26 protein-coding genes and 1 tRNA gene are annotated in these 20154 nt (G+C 43.8%); 20 read left to right on the forward strand and 7 right to left on the reverse strand.

From position 1 onward, the window contains the following. Window positions 1-71: 71 nt before the first annotated feature. Window positions 72-227, reverse strand: coding sequence for a hypothetical protein (locus tag ACXAH2_RS00845; protein WP_475075892.1), 156 nt, complete (start codon window positions 225-227; stop codon window positions 72-74). Between the two features lie 272 nt (window positions 228-499). Between ACXAH2_RS00845 and ACXAH2_RS00850 the strand changes: the two genes are divergently transcribed. From ACXAH2_RS00850 to ACXAH2_RS00900, 11 genes are all read left to right on the forward strand, one after another. Then, window positions 500-1063 (forward strand): YqgE/AlgH family protein, encoded by a 564-nt coding sequence (locus ACXAH2_RS00850; RefSeq protein WP_475075894.1) that lies wholly within the window; start codon window positions 500-502, stop codon window positions 1061-1063. A 2-nt stretch (window positions 1064-1065) separates the two neighbouring features. After that, complete coding sequence (gene ruvX, locus ACXAH2_RS00855) at window positions 1066-1524, forward strand: Holliday junction resolvase RuvX (RefSeq protein ID WP_475075895.1); 459 nt, start codon at window positions 1066-1068, stop codon at window positions 1522-1524. 70 nt (window positions 1525-1594) lie between these two features. Beyond that, entirely contained in the window at window positions 1595-2092 is a 498-nt protein-coding gene (pyrR, locus tag ACXAH2_RS00860) for a bifunctional pyr operon transcriptional regulator/uracil phosphoribosyltransferase PyrR (protein ID WP_475075897.1), read from the forward strand. A 226-nt stretch (window positions 2093-2318) separates the two neighbouring features. Further along, entirely contained in the window at window positions 2319-3326 is a 1008-nt protein-coding gene (locus ACXAH2_RS00865) for an aspartate carbamoyltransferase catalytic subunit (protein ID WP_475075899.1), read from the forward strand. 1 nt (window position 3327) lies between these two features. Then, complete coding sequence (locus ACXAH2_RS00870; protein ID WP_475075901.1) at window positions 3328-4605, forward strand: dihydroorotase; 1278 nt, start codon at window positions 3328-3330, stop codon at window positions 4603-4605. A 114-nt stretch (window positions 4606-4719) separates the two neighbouring features. Further along, window positions 4720-5826: a diguanylate cyclase domain-containing protein gene (locus ACXAH2_RS00875; RefSeq protein ID WP_475075902.1), complete on the forward strand. Its 1107-nt coding sequence runs from the start codon at window positions 4720-4722 to the stop codon at window positions 5824-5826. A gap of 84 nt (window positions 5827-5910) precedes the next feature. Then, window positions 5911-6642: a YggS family pyridoxal phosphate-dependent enzyme gene (locus tag ACXAH2_RS00880; RefSeq protein ID WP_475075903.1), complete on the forward strand. Its 732-nt coding sequence runs from the start codon at window positions 5911-5913 to the stop codon at window positions 6640-6642. Between the two features lie 53 nt (window positions 6643-6695). Beyond that, window positions 6696-7514 (forward strand): pyrroline-5-carboxylate reductase, encoded by an 819-nt coding sequence (gene proC / locus ACXAH2_RS00885; RefSeq protein WP_475075905.1) that lies wholly within the window; start codon window positions 6696-6698, stop codon window positions 7512-7514. Between the two features lie 23 nt (window positions 7515-7537). Further along, window positions 7538-8083, forward strand: coding sequence for a YggT family protein (locus ACXAH2_RS00890; RefSeq protein ID WP_475075907.1), 546 nt, complete (start codon window positions 7538-7540; stop codon window positions 8081-8083). Between the two features lie 169 nt (window positions 8084-8252). After that, entirely contained in the window at window positions 8253-8738 is a 486-nt protein-coding gene (gene coaD / locus ACXAH2_RS00895) for a pantetheine-phosphate adenylyltransferase (protein WP_475075908.1), read from the forward strand. A 56-nt stretch (window positions 8739-8794) separates the two neighbouring features. Beyond that, window positions 8795-9046 carry a YfhL family 4Fe-4S dicluster ferredoxin gene (locus ACXAH2_RS00900; protein WP_013797554.1) on the forward strand — a complete coding sequence of 84 codons (252 nt, stop codon included), beginning with the start codon at window positions 8795-8797 and terminating at the stop codon, window positions 9044-9046. 142 nt (window positions 9047-9188) lie between these two features. Here the strand turns inward: ACXAH2_RS00900 and ACXAH2_RS00905 are convergent, their stop codons facing one another. Beyond that, window positions 9189-10310 (reverse strand): ion channel, encoded by a 1122-nt coding sequence (locus tag ACXAH2_RS00905; RefSeq protein ID WP_475075910.1) that lies wholly within the window; start codon window positions 10308-10310, stop codon window positions 9189-9191. A gap of 7 nt (window positions 10311-10317) precedes the next feature. Then, the gene (trmL, locus tag ACXAH2_RS00910; protein WP_475075911.1) at window positions 10318-10794 is read right to left on the reverse strand and encodes a tRNA (uridine(34)/cytosine(34)/5-carboxymethylaminomethyluridine(34)-2'-O)-methyltransferase TrmL; all 477 of its coding nucleotides are present in this window, start codon (window positions 10792-10794) and stop codon (window positions 10318-10320) included. A gap of 120 nt (window positions 10795-10914) precedes the next feature. On the opposite strand from trmL, the gene ACXAH2_RS00915 reads away from it, so the two are divergent. After that, a tRNA-Phe gene (locus ACXAH2_RS00915) sits at window positions 10915-10990 on the forward strand. Between the two features lie 200 nt (window positions 10991-11190). On the opposite strand, the gene ACXAH2_RS00920 is transcribed toward ACXAH2_RS00915, so the two are convergent. Both ACXAH2_RS00920 and ACXAH2_RS00925 read right to left on the reverse strand, forming a co-directional pair. Next, window positions 11191-12237, reverse strand: a complete 1047-nt coding sequence (locus tag ACXAH2_RS00920) for a phage integrase (protein ID WP_475075913.1) — start codon at window positions 12235-12237, stop codon at window positions 11191-11193. Next, window positions 12224-12667, reverse strand: coding sequence for a helix-turn-helix domain-containing protein (locus ACXAH2_RS00925; RefSeq protein ID WP_475075914.1), 444 nt, complete (start codon window positions 12665-12667; stop codon window positions 12224-12226). The genes ACXAH2_RS00920 and ACXAH2_RS00925 overlap by 14 nt, the downstream gene beginning before the upstream one ends. A gap of 137 nt (window positions 12668-12804) precedes the next feature. On the opposite strand from ACXAH2_RS00925, the gene ACXAH2_RS00930 reads away from it, so the two are divergent. The 8 genes from ACXAH2_RS00930 to ACXAH2_RS00965 all read left to right on the forward strand — a co-directional run bounded on the left by ACXAH2_RS00930 (window position 12805) and on the right by ACXAH2_RS00965 (window position 18917). Further along, a complete protein-coding gene (locus ACXAH2_RS00930; protein ID WP_353667128.1) occupies window positions 12805-13095 on the forward strand; it encodes a hypothetical protein in 291 nt (96 codons plus the stop codon). A gap of 12 nt (window positions 13096-13107) precedes the next feature. After that, complete coding sequence (locus tag ACXAH2_RS00935; RefSeq protein WP_475075916.1) at window positions 13108-15744, forward strand: toprim domain-containing protein; 2637 nt, start codon at window positions 13108-13110, stop codon at window positions 15742-15744. Between the two features lie 479 nt (window positions 15745-16223). After that, entirely contained in the window at window positions 16224-16430 is a 207-nt protein-coding gene (locus ACXAH2_RS00940) for a hypothetical protein (protein ID WP_475075918.1), read from the forward strand. Window positions 16431-16564: 134 nt separating this feature from the next. Next, window positions 16565-16828 (forward strand): hypothetical protein, encoded by a 264-nt coding sequence (locus ACXAH2_RS00945; RefSeq protein ID WP_475075920.1) that lies wholly within the window; start codon window positions 16565-16567, stop codon window positions 16826-16828. Window positions 16829-16920: 92 nt separating this feature from the next. After that, window positions 16921-17184: an AbrB/MazE/SpoVT family DNA-binding domain-containing protein gene (locus ACXAH2_RS00950; protein WP_475075921.1), complete on the forward strand. Its 264-nt coding sequence runs from the start codon at window positions 16921-16923 to the stop codon at window positions 17182-17184. Between the two features lie 31 nt (window positions 17185-17215). Then, on the forward strand, window positions 17216-17572 hold the full coding sequence (locus ACXAH2_RS00955) for a type II toxin-antitoxin system PemK/MazF family toxin (protein ID WP_475075923.1): 357 nt from the start codon (window positions 17216-17218) through the stop codon (window positions 17570-17572). A gap of 194 nt (window positions 17573-17766) precedes the next feature. Then, window positions 17767-18495, forward strand: a complete 729-nt coding sequence (locus ACXAH2_RS00960; protein ID WP_475075925.1) for a 2Fe-2S iron-sulfur cluster-binding protein — start codon at window positions 17767-17769, stop codon at window positions 18493-18495. 119 nt (window positions 18496-18614) lie between these two features. Then, window positions 18615-18917 (forward strand): hypothetical protein, encoded by a 303-nt coding sequence (locus ACXAH2_RS00965; RefSeq protein WP_475075926.1) that lies wholly within the window; start codon window positions 18615-18617, stop codon window positions 18915-18917. Between the two features lie 63 nt (window positions 18918-18980). On the opposite strand, the gene ACXAH2_RS00970 is transcribed toward ACXAH2_RS00965, so the two are convergent. Together ACXAH2_RS00970 and ACXAH2_RS00975 are read right to left on the reverse strand one after the other, a co-directional pair. Further along, window positions 18981-19706: a DUF7217 family protein gene (locus tag ACXAH2_RS00970; RefSeq protein ID WP_475075927.1), complete on the reverse strand. Its 726-nt coding sequence runs from the start codon at window positions 19704-19706 to the stop codon at window positions 18981-18983. Continuing rightward, entirely contained in the window at window positions 19703-19993 is a 291-nt protein-coding gene (locus ACXAH2_RS00975; protein WP_475075929.1) for an Ogr/Delta-like zinc finger protein, read from the reverse strand. The genes ACXAH2_RS00970 and ACXAH2_RS00975 overlap by 4 nt, the downstream gene beginning before the upstream one ends. Between the last annotated feature and the right edge of the window lie 161 nt (window positions 19994-20154).

Below are 20154 nucleotides of genomic sequence, written 5' to 3' on the forward strand. Positions count from 1 at the left end.
AGTTGTTTGTTATTTTAGGCTGACACCAAAGTGGGGCAGCGTTGAACAAATAAGTCGTAATATGGCAGGGACTAGGAAGACCAACCACTATGGAAAAAGTAGCGTAAATCGACGGTTTCCGCTTGATAATGTTGTGACCAGTTCATCAAACTTGCCGTTCTAAAACAGGCAAACGTCGGCGCATGAGCCGCGTTATCGTGTTGAAAATGAGTGAATGGCAATGACATGTATTGTGAACCTATTAAGTAAAAATCAAGTGCGAACTTGATGATAACTGAAGTAACTAGTTTACTAACTGATCGGACAGTTTTGAAGGGATTTGGTAACAAAATGTGATTAACGCTAGGTAAATTGGAACTTTGACCTATACTGTCTGCAAGCAGCGACTGAACTTTGCCCGTTTTCTTTGCTCTTCTGTTTGTGTTCTTTTGCCAGGCTGGCGCAGGTTTTTTTTCATTCATACATTGCGATTTCATTCCAGTTATAGAGGGCTATTGTTATGACTTTATTCGATTCATTTAAAAATCACTTTTTGATCTCAATGCCGCATCTCGATGACCCGCATTTTGAACATACCGTTGTATACCTTTGTGAACATACGCCAGTGGGTGCCATGGGGATTATCATAAATCGACCTTCGCACATTGAATTTCGGGAATTGGCAAAGCATTTAGACATGACAATAGAGGATCCCAAGTTAATTACTGAGCCGGTTTACACTGGTGGGCCAGTGGAAGCCGAGCGTGGTTTCATTTTGCACACAGCGGATAAAGAATGGGGTAATACGCTTAAGGTAACATCACAAGTGTCTTTATCGGCTTCTTTGAAAGCTTTAGAAGACATTGCCAAAGGTAAAGGTCCAAATGCCTTTTTGGTGACCTTAGGGTGTGCTGGCTGGGATACGGGACAGTTAGAGACTGAAATTGCAAATAATGATTGGCTGGTATGTGAGGCGGATTTAGACGTATTATTTAACACTCCAAGCGAGTTGCAGTTTAGCGCCGCAACTAAAGTATTGGGTATTGATATGACAAAGCTTTCACCAGATATAGGGCACAGTTAATAATGGCACAGCAGGCGTCATCAAGAGACACAGTAAAGCCCAATACGACACAGTCTGTATTGGGCTTTGATTTTGGTACCACACGAATTGGTGTGGCAATTGGGCAAAGCCTAACTGGTACTGCTCGGCCATTGTCACCAGTTAAAGCGCAAGACGGTATTCCAAATTGGCAAGCGCTTGAAAAAATTTTTACAGAATGGCAGCCAGATGCTGTTGTGGTTGGTTTGCCACTCGATATGGATGGCACGGAAAATGAAATGTGTTTAAGAGCGCGTAAATTTGCCAGACGACTTCATGGTCGCTTTAATTTGCCTTACCACATGATGGATGAAAGATTGTCTTCTTATGAAGCGAAAGGTCAGGTTATTGCGGGCGGTGGCAATCGTAATTTTAAAGAGAACTCTGTGGACGGCTTAGCTGCTAAGATGATTTTGGAAACCTGGTTTGCTGAGCAGTATTAACCTCTGTCAGACAGAGGTATGATGAGCTCAGGCATGTAATTCAGGTAAATTTAAACAGGTTAAAAAAGCAATGAAATTAGAGTTAGAGTCGTCACTTGCTGCAATGAGAACGCAGTTGGAGCGTTATTGTCAGGAGAAAAACATAAAGGATGCTATTGTGGTGGGTATTCACACAGGTGGCGTATGGGTTGCAGAGCAAATTATGTCTGCTGTCTCGACCAAAGAGCCTCTGGCTACATTAGACATTACTTTCTACCGAGACGATTTTACACGCGCAGGTCTTAATCCCAAGGTGAATCAAACATCCTTGCCTGCTATTGAAGACCGCCATGTGATTTTAGTGGACGATGTGCTGATGTCAGGGCGTACGATTCGTGCAGCCATGAATGAAATATTTGACTTTGGTCGTCCAGCTAGTATCAGCTTGGCCATCCTGTATGATCTTGGTCAACATGAGTTACCGATTGCGGCGGATATTGTAGGAGAAACCTTGACGCTTAATCCTGATCAAAGGGTCAAGTTGATTGGTCCGAAACCGCTTGCAGTTTCTGTGATTAAGACGGATTAATCTACTTTCAAGGCTTTATTTTTTGGTGAACAAATACGACAATTAGTTTATGGATAAGTTTTATGAAAAAGTAACCAGTTGTATCTTGTGTCACCGAATCACAGGTGGTCTTGTTATTTGATTTTATTAATGCCCGGTCACAGTCATTGTACCGGGCATTTTCTTATCAACTTAATTGATTCAAAGAGAAAGACATAAGGTCTTTGTAGCTTAAGGAAAGCAAACCATGATGCGATCCGAACCACGGGCATTACAATTAAATGATGACGGTCAGCTAAAGCATTTTCTAACACTAGACGGTCTCGATAAAACCATTCTTACGGAAATTCTTGACCGCGCCGACTCCTTTTTGACCATGGGTGAACAGTCCGTCAAAAAAGTACCTCTATTGCGAGGACGTACTGTGGTCAATCTGTTCTTCGAAAATTCTACTCGAACACGTACTACTTTTGAGCTTGCCGCCAAGCGTTTGTCGGCAGATGTGATTAACCTCAACATTGAAACGTCAGCAACCTCAAAAGGTGAATCTCTTCTGGATACCTTACAGAACCTAGAAGCCATGCAGAGTGATATGTTTGTGGTGCGTCATTCCGATAGCGGTGCTGCACATTTTATTGCCGAGCATTGTACGCCTAATGTGGCCATTATTAATGCGGGTGATGGCCGTCATGCTCACCCGACACAAGCCATGTTGGATATGTTGACCATACGTCGTCACAAAGGCCAATTTGCAGGTTTAAAGGTGGCCATTGTTGGCGATATTCTGCATTCTCGTGTCGCACGTTCTCAATTACAAGCCTTAACTACCCTAGGTGTGGAGGAAGTGCGTTTGGTTGGACCTAAGACCTTGGTACCAGAGTTCTTTGCAGAGATGGGGGCGCAGATTTGTCATGATTTAGAAGCCGGCTTGCAAGACGTGGATGTGGTCATCATGCTACGTCTGCAAAAAGAGCGTATGAAAGGTGCTTTATTGCCCAGTGAGAGTGAATTTTATCGCTTGTATGGTCTTACCGAAGAATCACTGTCATGGGCAAAGCCAGATGCCATCGTGATGCACCCAGGCCCCATTAATCGAGGCGTTGAAATTTCTTCAGAAGTGGCTGATGGGGAACGCTCGGTGATATTGAATCAGGTGACGAATGGCATTGCTGTGCGTATGGCTGTGATGTCAATGGCCATGAGCGGTCAGTTGCAACAGGTGGACTCGGCACAAGCAGGTGAGGGTGAGGCATAAGATGAAGTTGATAGTACAAAATGGACGTTTGATTGATCCAAGCCAAAATCTAGATGCTACGCTGGATCTGTTTGTTGAGAACCAAAAAATTGTTGCTATAGGTGAAGCTCCAGTAGGTTTCGAAGATGCCGAACTGGTAGATGCTAGCGGTAAATGGGTATTGCCTGGTCTAGTGGATTTAGCGGTTGCTTTACGCGAACCTGGACAAACACAAAAAGGCAGCATTGCTTCTGAAGGTCGTGCCGCAGTGGCCGGAGGCGTGACTACCCTAGTATGTCCTCCTGACACTAGTCCTATCGTGGATACCCCAGCTGTAGCGGCGTTAATTCAGGATAAAGCTGACGATGCGGGTATGGCTAATGTGTTCCCGATTGGTGCTTTAACGCAAGGCTTGGCCGGTGAGCAATTGAGTAATATGGTGGCGTTGACGGAAGCTGGCTGCGTGGCCGTGTCCAATGGACGTTATGACATGAAGAACAATAAAGTCCTATCTCGGGCTTTGGAATACGCGGCAACTCATGATTTATTGGTGGTTTTTCACCCTGAAGATAGCAGTTTAGCAGATGGTGGTTGTGCTCATGAGGGGTTGTATTCCACTATGCATGGTTTGACTGGTATTCCAGATACAGCGGAAACCGTTGCTTTGATGCGGGATCTATTGTTGGTTGAGAAAACGGGCGTGCGAGCACATTTTGCGCGCTTATCTTGCGCTAAATCGGTTGAAATGATCGCCGATGCAAAGGCCTCCGGTTTAGATGTGACAGCGGATGTGGCCTTGCACAATATCTTGTTGAGTGATGACATTCTCAATCAGTTTGATGGTCGTTTTCATGTTCGACCCCCATTACGCGGTGAAGGCGATCGTTTGACCTTGATCGAAGGCCTTAAGCAGGGGGTGATTTCAGCCATTTGTTCTGATCATCAGCCCCATGAAAAAATGGCTAAGGTAGCGCCATTTGCTGCTACAGAGCCAGGAATGGCGAACGTAGAAGTATTGTTACCGCTGGCGATGACGTTATTGGACGAAGGCGATTTGGATTTTGCCACTTTATTGTCTTGTTTAACGTCTGGTCCTGCGGCGTGTTTTGGGTTACAAGCGGGCTCTCTGGCTGTGGGCAGTTTTGCTGACTTTATTGTCTTCGACAGTACTGCACGATGGTATTGGGATAGCTCAAAACGCAAAACTAAAGGCCATAATTCGCCCTATTTTGGTGATGAATTCATTGGTCAAGTAACTGCTACATACATATCAGGACAGCGTATTTACCAGTTATCCTAGTTAATTAGTATGATAAGTTGGTTTTTTTCCCAACTTATCTATACAAATTCTTTACTTTTTTTGTTTGGTGGTTAATCTAGCTAAACAAGGATTTGCTACTGGTTGTGTTGTTATATGTCTATTGAATCTACAAAATCCCTGCTGGATGAGCAGCAAATGTTGAGATCTCGTGTCTCTTTTCTTGAAAAAGAGCGCGATTTCATCAAAAGCTTATACAGTGATATGGCGCAGATGATGCAGGTCATTTCTAAAGGTGCGCCGCTCAGTTCTTTATTAACGCTTTTTCGTGAGAAAATAAAATCTCAATTAGCGCAGTCATATTGTTTGTTTCTTGAATGTGACAAAGATTGTCTGCAGTGGCGTTTGCAATACTCGGATCTTATTAATGAATCCTTGTTGAATGATAAAGGCTTACTAACGAACGTTCCTCAGTCTTTGATTGCGTTTGCAGCGGCGCCTTCTGCTCAAAAACGTCATGAATCTGAAATTCAAGACGCTGTAAATTGGCTGACGTGGCAACGCTTTTTGGTCACCAATAATTTTTCCGATGTGTCTATGGTCAGTAATTCTGATGAACATGGCACGATTTTCATTATGCTTGTTTTCCAAAAACGTCATCAGCTTTTGGAAAGTGAGTTGATGGAAGTGGCTTTGGATACTTATCATTCTTGGTTGGATGCATTGTTTTTACGTGAAAAAGCGGATTATCAATTATTAGAAGATAATCACCGTGAGCCACTTACAGGATTATTGCGACGTTTTAGTTTCGAAAATAGCTTCGGCATAGTGCTGAAGGACTCTCGTCGCCACTTTCAGCGGGCCGCTTTGTTTTCCATTCAGTTATTATCAAAAGACAACATTGCTGAACCCGAACTCAAGGTGTTCGCTGAATTATTATGTGATACGGTGCGTGAAAACGATTTGGTGGCACATTATGATGAGCGTGAGTTGGTAATGGGCATTCGTATTCAAAACCTGTCTGATGCAGAAGTCGTTGCCAACAAATTGTTGGAGTCCATTCAGCACGAATCTTATGCTAATAATCAGTTAATCAGTGCTGGTGTGTCTATTGGTATTGCATTTTATCCGGAGCATTCTACCTTAGATGCTTTATATCAAGCAGCGCATTTTGCCGCCAATTCTTTGAAAAACACCTCTGGTTATCAGATTGAGTTCCATGGTGCTCTGTACGATACCAGCAGTGAGTTTTATTCTTTATAAGTGACTTTCTATTAGTGCTATTATGTACCTCACATAGTGAATGGGCTTGGACCCGTTCGCTTAATGTACAGAACAGAGGCACATATGACACATGACGCGAATCGCACACATGCCGAACAGGTAAAACACAAGCTCCAACAAGTTAGGCAACAAATACAGTCTTACATTAACGACACTCAACGAAAAACGAACAGTGTGAGTTTGTTGGCAGTCAGTAAAACCAAGCCGATCGAAGCGATCCAAGCCGCTTATCAGGCAGGGCAAAGAATGTTCGGTGAAAATTACGTACAAGAAGCGGTTGATAAGCAGCAAGCATTAAAAGAACTTAGCGAAATCGAATGGCATTTTATTGGGCCATTGCAATCCAACAAATCCCGTCAAATTGCTCAAACCATGGCGTGGGTTCATTCTGTCGATCGTGAAAAGATTGCGCGTCGATTGAGTGAACAGCGACCGGACAATATGCCGCCATTGCAAGTCTGTATTCAAGTAAACATCAGTGGTGAAGAAAGTAAGTCAGGCATTGCTCTTAGCGCTCTTCCCGCTATGGTGGAATTGATTAAAGGTCTGCCAAATTTACAACTTCGGGGCCTGATGGCGATTCCTGCGCCACAGCAAAGCTTTGAGCAACAGTGCCAGGTTTATAAGCCATTGCAAACTGCTTTTCTTGAATTATCAAAAACTGACAGCATGATAGACACATTATCCATTGGCATGTCTGGTGATTTGGCCGCGGCGATTGCCTCTGGCAGCACCATGGTACGAGTTGGTACCGCTATTTTTGGTGCACGTGATTACTCAATGGCTGGTGAATGATCACTGGCAGGGATAGCTAAACTGAAATAAACAACGAATTTATGGGATACAAAATGACACCAAGTATCGCCTTTATTGGCGTAGGAAATATGGCAAGATCCATTTTCAGTGGTTTGCTGACCAGCGGATACCCAGCTGACAAGATTCTAGGTACTTCGCGAACGGCTGAAAAACGCGAATTTTATGAAGCTGAATACGGCATTAAAATGTTGGCGGATAACCTGCAAGCAGTGCAACAAGCGGATGTGATTGTGCTCTGTGTGAAGCCAGCACAAATGCAAGCTGTGGTTGAGGAGTTTGCTGACCAAGTGCGTGCTGATCAATTGTTTATTTCCGTTGCCGCTGGTGTGGAGTTAGGCGCTTTATCTCATTGGCTAAATGCCCCAGTCGCTGTCGTTCGCAGTATGCCAAACACGCCGTCACAGATTGGTGCTGGGATATCAGGTTTGATTGCCAATGAGCAGACGACAGAAGAGCAAAAATCTTGGGTAAGTGAATTGTTTGCCAATGTAGGTGACTCTGTGTGGATAGATGACGAAGCGCAAATGCACACGGTCACGGCTTTGTCTGGCAGTGCACCAGCGTACTTCTATCGTTTTGTTGAGGCCATGATAAAAGAAGGTTTAGAGCAAGGGCTGGATGAGAAAAGTTGCCGAAAATTAGCCAGTCAAGCCATGCTAGGGGCCGCTCGTATGATAGTGGAAGTGGATGAGCCGATTGCGCAATTGCGAAAAAATATTACGTCGCCGAATGGCACAACAGAACAGGCCTTACTATCTTTTGAAGCATCGCAGATTGATCAAATTGTTGCTCAAGCAATGATGGCCTGTATGGAACGTTCAAAAGTCATGGCGCAAGAGTTTTCTGTTTAGCAAAATGAATTGAGGAAGAGTTGATGTATTCAAACCCATTTGTGATGTTGGTTCAGGTATTAGGTAACCTGTACTTATTTATTGTGTTGTTGCGTTTGGTGTTGCAACTGACACGGGCGGATTTTTATAACCCCATTAGCCAAGCGGTGGTGAAGGCAACTAGCCCATTTGTTATTCCACTAAGAAAAGTCATTCCAGCAATAGGCCGTTTAGATACCTCTTCATTGGTATTGGCTTTAGTGGTGCAGTTCCTAACCCTGTTTTTGATCAACCTGATTCAAGGTGCTAGCGCCCAACCTCTGCAATATATTGTGGCGAGTGTGGTTGGGGTCTTGTACCACTTGTTGGATTTGTATTTTTGGGCCATGTTAATTTCAGTGATTTTAAGCTGGGTGGCACCAGGGGCGAGCCATCCTGGTGCTATGTTAATTGGACAGATTACCGCACCATTATATCAGGCTTGTCAGCGAGTCATTCCGCCCTTGGGCGGCTTAGATTTGTCGCCTATTTTTATTTTCTTAGCGATTTCCTTTTTAAAACAAGCACTGGCCTTTTATGGTTTAGGATAGACAATATTGATATGGGGCATCACGCTTATAAATAGTGAAGGTAAGCGAGTGAATTGAGAAGATTGATATATTCCTATATGATGCGACCCCTAAATGAGAGTGAATATAGGCGAAACGTATTAATTTTGTCTTAGCTCCTTCTCCCTTGTTAATTTTTTGGATGAAAGCTATGAGTACGATTGCGGTTTATCCGGGGACTTTTGATCCTATCACAAACGGCCATACAGATTTGGTTGATCGCGCCTCAAAACTATTCCCGAAGGTAATAGTGGCGGTGGCGGCGAGTCCAAAGAAGCGTCCGGCATTGTCCCATGAAATGCGTATTTCATTGGCGAAAAAAGTATTGGCGCATTTACCAAATGTGGAAGTATTGGGTTTTGATAATTTGCTAACGGAATTTACGCGTTCGGTAAATGGTAAAGTAGTCATTCGTGGTTTACGTGCAGTATCGGATTTTGAGTATGAATTCCAGTTGGCAAACATGAATCGTGTTATCGCGCCAGACGTAGAAAGTATTTTCTTAACGCCATCTGAGAAGTACTCTTATATTTCGTCCACCTTGGTTCGAGAGATTGCTTCTTTGGATGGTGATTTTGGGCAGTTTGTAAATCCAGAGGTCGAAAAAGTACTTCGTGAGCATTATCAAACTCGATAAGCTGATGTTGGTTTTGGCCAGTGCTTTGTTAATGATAGTGATTTTGGAGAGAGTGAATGTCTCTGATTATTACCGATGATTGTATAAATTGTGATGTATGTGAGCCGGAATGTCCGAATGAAGCGATTTTCCAAGGCGAAGAAATTTACGTGATTGAACCATCAAAATGCACTGAATGTGTTGGTCACTTTGATGAACCGCAATGCCAGCAAGTGTGTCCTGTTGACTGTATTCCATTGGATCCAAATCATAAGGAAACGGAAGAACAGTTAATGGAGAAATACCTCACCCTGACAGGGCAACTATAAATCTTAGGGCTTTGTTCACTGCAATACAAAGGAATGAGCTTTTTTAGCGGGCACCTTGTTGTTAACCAACATAGTGCCCGTTTTTATTTAATAGTGTTTTCTTATACGCCAAGACAAAACACTGAAATCACTCTGCTCTCATTCAAGTGATAGAATTGAATTTGGTTGAGAAGAGTTGACGTATCCTACTGCTCCCTGGAATCACTTGATTGTCGTTTATCAGAATGATTAAGCCTTTTGCGTGAATTGCTTCTTTCGCCTTAGGGTGGGTCACAATCTCATTGCTTTGGGTGATGTAACCTAATGCAGTCCCCACGTCTTGCTGAATTAAGGTGGTCACTATGTCAGCCCAGACTAAATTTTCCAATTCAACGTTCAATCTGATGGTATGGTCACCTTGATGACGAAATAAGTCTTCCAGCACTTGCTCAGTTCCTGGAGCGATAAGCGAACGTACCAGCATTTCAGGATACGCTCGAACAGGGCGAATCACAGCGTGTGCACCGGCGGATTTAAAACGTAGGCGATTATTGTCGTTTATGGCTTCGGCTAGGATAAAAGCGTTGCTGCCGATTTGTTTAATACGATGTAATAAATCAAAAATCAAGCTGTCGCCGTGCGTATTACGACTGTCGGGGGTTAATGCAATGATGTACTTAGCCTTTTGAACCCCTGCCGATTCCAACATGCCGTCTTCTAAAGCGTCTCCTGTGTGATGCACCACCCCCTGAGAACGTAAGTTGCTTGGTAAGCCTTCTGGAAAAGCTGTGGTTAAAATCTGAATGGGGGTGTCGGTTAATTCTGGCGTTTGGTTTATTTGATTAATTAGGCGCTCAAGATAGCGTTCAGTATCGTATTTTGGCGTATTTATAATAAGAATATGATCTTGCATTTGATCCCACCTCATGCGGCCTTTGATGCGCATCTCTTTGCGCATTAATCTAAGTTCAACATAATCACTGGCAATTTGTGCTAATAAAGTAATGCCCATGCCATAAATCAGTACAATGGTGCTGAATTGTCCCCAAAAGCTGGCTGCTGATAAGTCACCATAACCTGTGGTACTGGCCGACGTCATAGTTAGCCAAAAAGCTTGCCACCAATTTAAGTCTTCAAAAAACACCATAGCAAGGCTATGCAAAGCGATCACACCTGCTAACAAAAGTAAGCGTTTCTTTAAATCGTGAGTTTCATGCAGATGTACTTGCTGGCGAAAACGACGGCGACTGTTTTTGCGTTTTAATAAAAGTCCGAGAGAATTCATCTAATGCCTATTCACTCACTTGATCTGACATGACATAACCAAGTTGACGCCATGATTCGTACACCATAACAGCGACTGTGTTTGATAAGTTCAAACTGCGTGAATTAGCTTGCATAGGTAGGCGCAAACGTTGTGCTGGTGGTAAAGCCTCGATAAATTCAATCGGTAGGCCTCGAGTTTCTGGGCCAAACACTAAGACATCATTTGCTGCAAACTCAGCTTCACTGTGAGTATGACTTCCTCGGGTCGTCAGCGCGTAGACGGTGGCTGTCTTATTTTGGACCAAAAAGGATTGAAAATCAGGATAGCGTTTTAGACGAGTAAACTCATGATAATCCAAACCAGCACGACGCAATTTTTTATCTTCTAACTCAAAACCAAGTGGCTCAATAAGGTGAAGTTGATAACCCGTATTGGCACAAAGACGGATGACATTGCCTGTATTGGGTGGGATTTCTGGTTGGTAAAGTACAATGTGTAACATGAATTTATCTCCTTGATATTTAGAGATAATACCAGACAATCACCTAAAACTAAGTTTTTATCGTATTTTTCAAAAAAAGTATTGACCATCAAAAAGGTTTCTCTATAATACGCCCCACTTGCCCAGATAGCTCAGTCGGTAGAGCAGAGGATTGAAAATCCTCGTGTCGGTGGTTCGATTCCGCCTCTGGGCACCATGATTAAGAAAGCCCGCTAGTTTACTAGCGGGCTTTTTTTATGTCTTTTTTTTGAGGTTTTTGTTTTTAAGTTATTGATTATGTTGATTTATTTCATTTTTCTTTTCTTCTCTGCTTTTCCTTTTCGTATTTTTTCGACTGTTTTTTAAGTTTTTGTCTTAGGTGATGTTTTGTTTGGCTCTTGGTAGGTGAACAAAAGTTTAACTATTTTTATTGTGTTGTATTTGTGCAATTGGATTTTTGACTTTGGCGTCGGCTAGGTAGTCGGGGTGAAACTGTGCGTAGCGCAGTGTCATGGCGAGGGTTTTGTGCCCGAGGATTTTTTGTAGGTCGAGGATGCTGCCTTTGGCGCGCATGAAGTGTACGGAGAAGGAGTGGCGCATGATGTGCGTGGCTTGGCCCTTAGGAAGGTCGATGTAGGCCTTGTTGCAAGCGGTTTTGAAGGCTTTGGTGATGCTCGCACCAAACAGTTTTCCGCGGCGAGGGCGGCCTTGTTTGATAAGTTGGTCGAGTTCTTGGCTGATGGGAACCGCACGGGATTCGGAGTTTTTGGTACGGGCAAATTGAATGACGCCACCTTTGACTTGGCTGTTTTTGAGGGTTTGTGCTTCGTTGATGCGACAGCCGGTTTCCAGACAAATACGACTGACGATGTAGGCATCGCGACTGGTACTTTGTTGTAATTCGCTGAGAAAGCGATGGATTTCGCTCAGTTCCAGGTAGCGTATTTCCGATTGTTCTAGGGTGAAGAGTTCCACTTCTTTGAGCGGGTTGTCATTGAGTTCTTTGAGTTTCACCAGCTTGTTGAACATGGCTTTGAGGTAGGCCAGGTCGTGGTTGACGGTATTGAGGCTCAAGCCGTTATCGAGGCGGCGTTGGCGAAATTCCATAAAGCTGCGTGCGCTGATGTTGTGGTATTCTGGATTGCCCCATTCTTGGCACAGAAAACGCAGTTTTGAGGTGCGTTTGACGCCGTCTTTGAGTTCTCTAGCAAACAGCATTTCCCAGGTGTCGATAAGGCTGGAGAGGGTGCGTTTGTCACGTTTTTTGTGTGGGTTGAAGTCTGCATCCGCGGCTTTTTTGGCAAACAGGCCGTCACGATAGATTTTGGCGGCTCTTAGGGTGTCGTGCACTTTGCGATGCAGTTTGCCATAACCGCCATCCAGTCTAAGCTCGACCAGATAGCGGTTGTCTTCCAGACGCCAGATGTGGTTGTCGGCTTTGGCGTTTTTTTTAGGGTATGCCATGTCGGTTTAGGCTCTCCTTAGCGGCGTTGGTGATGTCTTCCAAGACTTTTTGGGCGATGCCAAAGTCAGCCGGTTGGTGACTTTGGTAGTTGTCCAGTTGTTGTTTGACTTCTTCATCCGTCACTTCTTGGTACTTGTTGAAATTCGGATTGCTTTTTTTCAATTCTTGCTTGATGTCTAGCATGATGTCTGGGCTGATCTGGCCAATACTAGGATAGCTATTGCCTTGGAAAAACCACATCAGGTAGCGGGCGAAGCGGGGTTGTTGGAATATCTTGTGCAATTGCGCGAAAGACACGGTGCCGTTTTGTTCAACATTTCGACAGGTGCCAACAGGGATGTCTACTAGGTTCGCGAATTCATCTTGGGTCAGTCCTTCGGTTTTTCTCATCCATTTCAGTCGTTCTCTAACGAGGTCGTTTGAAGTCATGAATCACCATTTTTGGTCAATTTAATAAAATTACTTGTTTTTGGCTAATTTTATGGGTTAGGGTTTAAAAATATCTAGATCTGGCTAGATATTATATCACTATCCTAAACTGGTCAATTAATCGTAAGGAGATGACGATGACTGATAAACTTTTGGTGAATGAATCCAAGGCCACAGTAACCCTACCGATTGAGGCATATAACGCTATGGTGCAAAGCCGAGAAGTGTCGATCCCTCTGGTCACTTTGGAGAAGTTTAGTGATTTAACCGGGCTGACTAACCGTGGCCGCGAGGGCTCTAAACATCAATATGGGGTGGTCGAGGGCTTACGCCGCAATGGCTATTTGCCGACCATTAAGTTGGGCCGTCATGTGATGGTGAATTTGTTCGCACTGCAAGAAGAGCTTTCGGAAAAAGATCGACTTTAAGAAGGCTCTGTTATGTCTGAACAACAATTGATTGATGATATTCATGGACGCTTGGCGTCTGAATTTGGTTTTAAAGTGTCTGGGCAGCATGTGCGAGGACGTTGTCCAAGTTGTGGTGAAAAAGAGGCGTGGACCAGTGTGGCGGCGCCTTGGGTGATTTTTTGTGGACGGGCTAACAAGTGCGGTGAAACCCATACGGCAAGAGCCTTGTTTGGTGATTTATTTGAGCATTTTTCAGCGCGTTTCCCCACTACGCCAGATGACCCTAATGCCACCGCAAGGGCGTATTTGACCCAAGAACGTCGCTTTGATTTGGCGGTGATTAAAGACGCCTGGCAACAAGGTTATTTGCCCTTAAAAGACGGTTCCTTGACGCCGACCGTGCGTTTTCCATTGTGGGGGAATGCCTATTGGGAGCGGGTAATTGATCGTTCGGCCATGAGTTTGTTACCCGCCAGTTGTCAGGGCAAAACCCATTTTAGTGCCGGCACACGGTATCGTGGCAAAGGTTGGGCGGTGCCTGGGCAAGTATTGGAAAAGGGCGATCAGGTGCTGATTGTAGAAGGGATCTTTCATGCGATTGCTTTGGCTATGGTGGGGGTAAAGGCGATTGCGGCGTTTTCCTGTCAAAACTTCCCCAGTGAATGGGTGGAGCAATATTCGCATTTGAATCTCACTTGGGTGCTCGCTTATGACCATGATGAGGCGGGCATTAAGGCGATTAAAAAGTGGCGACAAGTGTTGCAAGAACAAGGCTTGAAAACCAAGGTGATGCTCACCCCCAGTAAGCATCTGGATTGGGACGACTGTTTGCGTAATCAGGCGTTTAAACAGGAAAAGTTTTGGTTGGATTGTGAATACCGTGGGCATTTGGCGGTGGCGGAAACGGCGATGGATTATGCTTTTCATCGTTATCGCAGGGGCCGTCAGAATTATCTGTTGTTTGCTTTTGAGCAAGCTTATTGGGTGTGTTATGCCGATGAGGTGCAAAAGGCGTTAGGAGAAACGGACATCCACAGTGCCAGTGGTCAAAGGGTGTTTGTGCAGGCTGCCAATGTGAAGAAGGTGTCCAATTGTTTGCCGCAGTTTCTGTATCAAGAAAGAGACGATGTGATGGGCGATAAGTGGTATGTCTTTAAGGTGTCGTATCAGAACAATCACGCGGATGAGCTGATCAGTTTAGAAGGTTCAAATCTCGAAAGCCCGTCGGCCTTTAATAAGAGTTTGTTGAATAAGGCCGCCGGTGGGGTGTTTAACGGCAGTAAAGCGGAGATGGACATCTTGCTAGACCGTTGGTTTAAGCAAATTAAGACCATTCATTCCATGCCGTATGTGGGCTATAACGCCGACTTTTCTGTGTATGTGTATCAGTCGTTTGCGATTCATAAAGGACGGGAGATTCCGCTCAATTCAGAAGGCTATTTTGACCTGGGTTCCTTGGGGGTAAAAACCTCGATGAAGTCGCCTGCGATTGTGTATGGCGACCCTTTTAATGGAGATTGGTTCGCCGATTTGCAAACGGCATTTGGGGAAAATGGTTTGGTGGTGTTGGGGTTTTGGACGGCCACCTTGTTTGTGCAGCAGATTCGTAAGCAGCATAAGTCCTTCCCTTTTTTGGAGATGACGGGGGAACCCGGCGCGGGCAAATCGACCTTGATTGAAACCCTGTGGCATTTAGTAGGGCGAGATTATGAAGGCTTTGATCCGCAAAAAGCCACCAAAGCAGGGATTCGACGGGCCTTTAATCAGGTGTCGAACTTGCCTGTGGTGTTGATTGAAGGGGATCACATGGCACAGGTGGATCATAAACAGCGGGGCTTTACCTTTGATTCCATTAAGCCCTTGTACGATGGCCGAGGCACGGGCACCTTGGGCATTGCTAAGCGTGGTAACGACACGGATGAACCCATGTTTAATGGCGCGCTGGTGATTGCACAGAACGCCTCTGTTACGGGGGAAGAAGCCTTGATGGAACGTATCGTACACCTGTTTTTCCGCACCGCGCCCTTGTCCACTCGCGCACACGCCATGCGCTTGCGTAATGCGTCTTTGAGGGAAATGGCGGGGTATTTGCCGCATGTGTTGAAGCAAGAGCAGGCGTATTTGGCGGCCTTTTTTGCTTTTACCGAGCGCTATGATGCGGCGTTTCGTGCTGAAGAGGGGGTGGATCAAATTAAACAGCGTTTGATCTTTAATCACGCCCAGGTGATGGCGTCGGTGGCGGCGCTGGGGTTGTTTTTTCCGCAGTTAGAAGCGGCCTTAACTCAGGTGTATGACTTGTTGTTGTCGCGTTTGCGTCAACGTCATCAACGGCTCGCCGGAGACAGTGCCTTATTGGAGCAGTTTTGGGAGATATTTCATTACATTGATGAAGGCGTTGCCACAGCGGGCAGTTGCTTTGTTGCTGAACAGGCGACGCGGCTCAATCATCATCGTCAGCCAGAGCAGTATATTGCCATTAATTTGAATGACTTTTATGAGCAGTGTCGCAAGCACAATCAGCCTTTGCTGGAATTGCAGGAGTTAAAGCGTCAATTGCCCAGCTCACGGACCTATAAGTTTATCGAGCGCAAAAAGTACCGTTCAGCCTTAACGGAAAAGGTATCAAATTGTTGGTTATTTGCACGGCAAATCTCGTCATCTGGGTGAGCTATCGATGGGATTTGGTGGTTAACTTCGGCTTAGGGTAACTAGGGTAACATGATAATAGCTTATTGATTTTCATAGATTTTATGGGTGGAAAAAATGGCAACATACGGGTAACCCTGTTACTCCCAAAACAGGGAAAATGTTACCCCTTGTTACCTAGATGTTACTCAATATTTTGTGCCCGTTACAAGCTAGGTGATTGATAAATATATATTTTTCTCTTTGTTTCTGCGGTTACCCTCGACGAAGATAGGCGTGACGTTTTATAGATGAAATTGAAATTTAATGAGGATTTTTAGAAAACTAAATTGTCATAATGCTTTCGATTTTTCATAAAAAATCATTATTATCAATTGGTTATATTTTAATTAGAGATATTTCATAAATAATAATTATGAATGGAATGATAATACCTATTGCAAGTTTATTTAAACGAACCAATAATCTAAATACTGAACAAAAGTAGTAAGGAAGTAGGCATGGATATGATTGATATTAAAGATAAAATTTCGGTGGCAGACGATCAATTGGCATTTTTAACAAAAGCCTTTAGCTACGGCATTGAGGTAAGTGAAAATGAAAGCCGTGGAGTGAGTCATTTTCTGAACTCAGTGCGTGATGCGTTACCGAAACAAGAATCTGCAGACGTTTTTCACCTGGAGACATCGACGGCTTATTCTTCTTAGAAGATACCCTGATAAAGGGGAAAGCCATTCTTTTTTATCCCATTGCAAATCAGTTAGCGCCATGATGTGTCTAACTGATTTTTAATTTTCTTATAGGCTTGTCGTAGAATCTGGCATTTATGTGAGTATTTGCTATGAAACAGTCCGCTTCAGAATCTGGTAATCTACTAACCCATAACACGACAAAGGCTTTTCAAATACAAGACGTTAATGCCCATTTAACCTCGGTAGCGGCCGCGTATGACATGCTGAGCTTTTTGCGCTCCAGTACACATGAATTGTCCTATCAAAGAGAAGATCACACTGCTTCTTTTTATCGTGGTTTGAGTCTGTGTATTGAAGTCGTGCAGAACCAATTGGGTCAAGGCTTAGCGCCGTCTGAGGAGAATCAAGAATGAGCGCCGTCTGAGGAGAAATAAGGCTAAGCATTTTGCAATATGTATATCCAATGTATATACTAAACTGATATTGTTAACAGTGAGGTGAAGGTATGAACATTGATGCTGAAGTAAAAAAATGGGGTAACAGCCTAGCATTGCGCATCAATGCGGTCACGGCGGAAGCACTGAACCTACATCAAGGCAGTAAAGTGACCTATGAAATTTTGCCAGATGGTTTGTTGATCAAGCCGGTGGTAAACGCAAGCGTCAGCACATGGCCTTATTCTGAGTCACAATTATTGGCTGGCATAGACAAAAGTAATGCTCACACGGATGAATTGGCAGCCCTTGATGACAGTGAATGGCTTGATTAGTCCTATGAAGAAATAAAAGGAAATTAGCGCGATGCAGAGCCATTATGTACCGGATAGAAAGGACATTATTTGGTTGGACTTTGATCCTAAAAAAGGTCGGGAGATAGGGAAACTTCGTCCGGCCTTGGTGCTGTCTTCACAGACGTTAAATCAACAGACAGGGATGATTATCTGTTTGCCGATCAGCACCAGTATTCGCGGTGGTATGTTGGAAGTGCCGCTTGGCGATGCCTTGAATAAACCCTCTGTGGTGGTTTCAAATGGTGTGCAAACCTTGGATTGGAAACAACGTAAAGCCCAGTTTATTACTAAGGCAAAGGACAGTGTCTATAAGGAAGCGGTATTAAAATTGGCCACTTTGATGGGCGTAGATCAGCTGTTAAGCTAATCCTATTGACTAAAAAACCGCTGTTTGAGTGGCAGAAAAGCTTTCTCAAACAGCGGTTTTTTTTACAGTTTAATCTTAATTAAACTGATATTCGTTTTTTCAGCAAAGGTAGGAATATTTCACTCTCTATAGGTCTGTAAAGTAATGAAGAGGATGGTTACTCTGATTTATCTTTACTTTAAATGGGGGTGATAATGTCTACCTATGAAATAACCGTGACTAACGGTCGTAATTTTGATTGTAGTGATCGAGATTACCTAATTGATGCAGCAGAAGAGAGCGGCATTGAACTAAAGAGCTCATGTCGAGCGGGCGCGTGTTCTTCGTGTTTGTGTTTTACACGAGATAAAGGCATGTACGACGATTCAGATCAAAGTTTCTTATCCAGTGAGTGGCGTGAAGTTGGCTTTTTTCTGAGTTGTGTGACACGTCCTAAAGGAAATATGAGCTTTGTTGAGTGTGATGAAGATTTATTTTATATGCTAGAGCCGCCAAGTATTTTTAATTTTGACACCAGTGACGGCAATGCCTTATGGCATTATTTCTTTGGCTATGGTGTGCCAATGAACCTAGGTTATAATATAAAAATGGCTTTGCAGTTTAGTGCTCGTCAGCTGCTTGCTGAAGAAAGGATTATGTCTGGGGTAACGGATTTGTCTGGTAATTATTCTGTTGATCTTACGTTTACCGCATTTGGTTTTAGTGTGGGAGAAACGGGTGTTCATTATAGAACAAAGTGCCAAGATGGGTTTTGTAGAACGACATTTACTGGATTTGTAAGAGCCAGAGAATCCCAAATATTAGGGCCTGATTTTTATGATCAGCCTTTATCCTATTTAGGAATAACCTTTGAACTGGGCGGTACACCTTATCCTTATATGCCACATGTATGGACGATAGAATTCCCTGACCCGGGGTATTGATAAATGATTTATCAGCTAATAAATGATATGCATAAGTACAGTTTCATTGCATCATTGACTGTCTGTTTTGTATTTTGCTTTTATTATTTTAAGGTTGTGAGGTTGCCTCGCAAAGCAATGTGCTTCGTATTTTGCTTTTTATTTCCTTTGTCCTCTTTTACCTTCCTATTTATGGTATTGAAAAGTATTTTGAATGGAAACTCGATACATTTGACTTAAATGGCGATGGCATCTTTTCAGACAGCGAATCGATAGATGAACAGTATTTTTATCAGAGAGTTTATCTTGATGAATTGGGAAGAACGACAGATAGGATCAGTTATTTTATTTCTTCTGTTGTCGTTTCATTGCTTGCTCTTGCAGTATATCTGTTACTGAAAAAAGGGCTTGCTTGGATAAAAAAGACTGTTTTAAGAAGCTAATTCTATTGACGAAAAAAACCGCTGTTTGAGAGGCAGAAAAGCTTTCTCAAACAGCGGTTTTTTTTATTTCTCTAAAGCGGTTTTCAACTCGTCGGAAGCCAGTTGGTTAATAAAGCTGGATAGACTTTCATCATTCACTAGAAGTTGAGCGCTAATGGCTTTGGAAAGCTGTTTGTAGTCGCTGTACATTGTATTTAGCGCGCTAATTTCTTGAGCGATAAGTGAGGTGATTTGATCGGCATAATGCCGCAGTTCATCGAGTGCTTGTTGCAGCAGCAAATCAAATTCTGTCAATGTGAGCAAGGTCACCTCTGAGACATCCAGGCTTTCCACCACAGACGTCATTTCTTCAACGAATGCGAGGCAGTCAGCCAAGGTTGGTTGGGCGTCACCCAGGGTACTGCCGGAAATTTTATGCAAGGTCGCTGGGATGTCCTGATAAGCATTTAATGTACGGATTGCCGACGCCACACTGAACTCTTCAAACAGCTTGTCGAGTCGGTCTGTCACATGGCTTTGTAGCGAATTCAGTGCCTGTATCATGGCGTCAACCTTTGCCGTAGCTGTGTTCAGCAGCTTCTCACTCAGTGCTTTTTGTGCGGTTTCTAACTCGGTCAACACTTGAGTTTCATCGAGAATCTCTGGCGCTAGTGCCGTTCCCACAGTGATAAATAATTGATCCAACTGATTAAGCTTGGTCTCTAGAGATGGAATGTGCCGTAAGGCCGAGCTTTCAAGGCCGCTTCCTGCGGCAAAAATCGCAAATAATGCTTCATTTGCTGAACTCATAAGGGGTCTCCTAAAGGTAAGTTTTGCTGCTGTTCTTGTTTCAGCAATTGTTTGGCCATGTCTAACACATGACGACGAGGGGGTTGTACATAATGACTGTGTGACACCCTAACCACCGAGGTGGCAAGGCAATCCGGGTGGCGACATTGGCAATATAAGTCTTTGGCAAAAATGCCGTCCATGTCTCTGGTGATTTCGTTGCTGTACAGAATAACGGTAGGGGTATTGCAGTTTGGGCAGTGAACACGAAAGGCCATAGTTTGCTGATCCTGTGAATAAGTTGGCATTTATACATACTTTATCAACAATTAAGCACATGTGCTTAATTTTTTACTTTAGCAAAGTCTATTTTTGTTGTCACACCTTAAGATCCATTCCTACTAGCAGCCAGATGAATACGGATCTCTTCTGTTCAGAAAAATGCCGATTTTCTTCAAATCAGGCGTGG

The sequence above is a fragment of the Marinomonas sp. ABL3_031 genome, assembly GCF_056161265.1.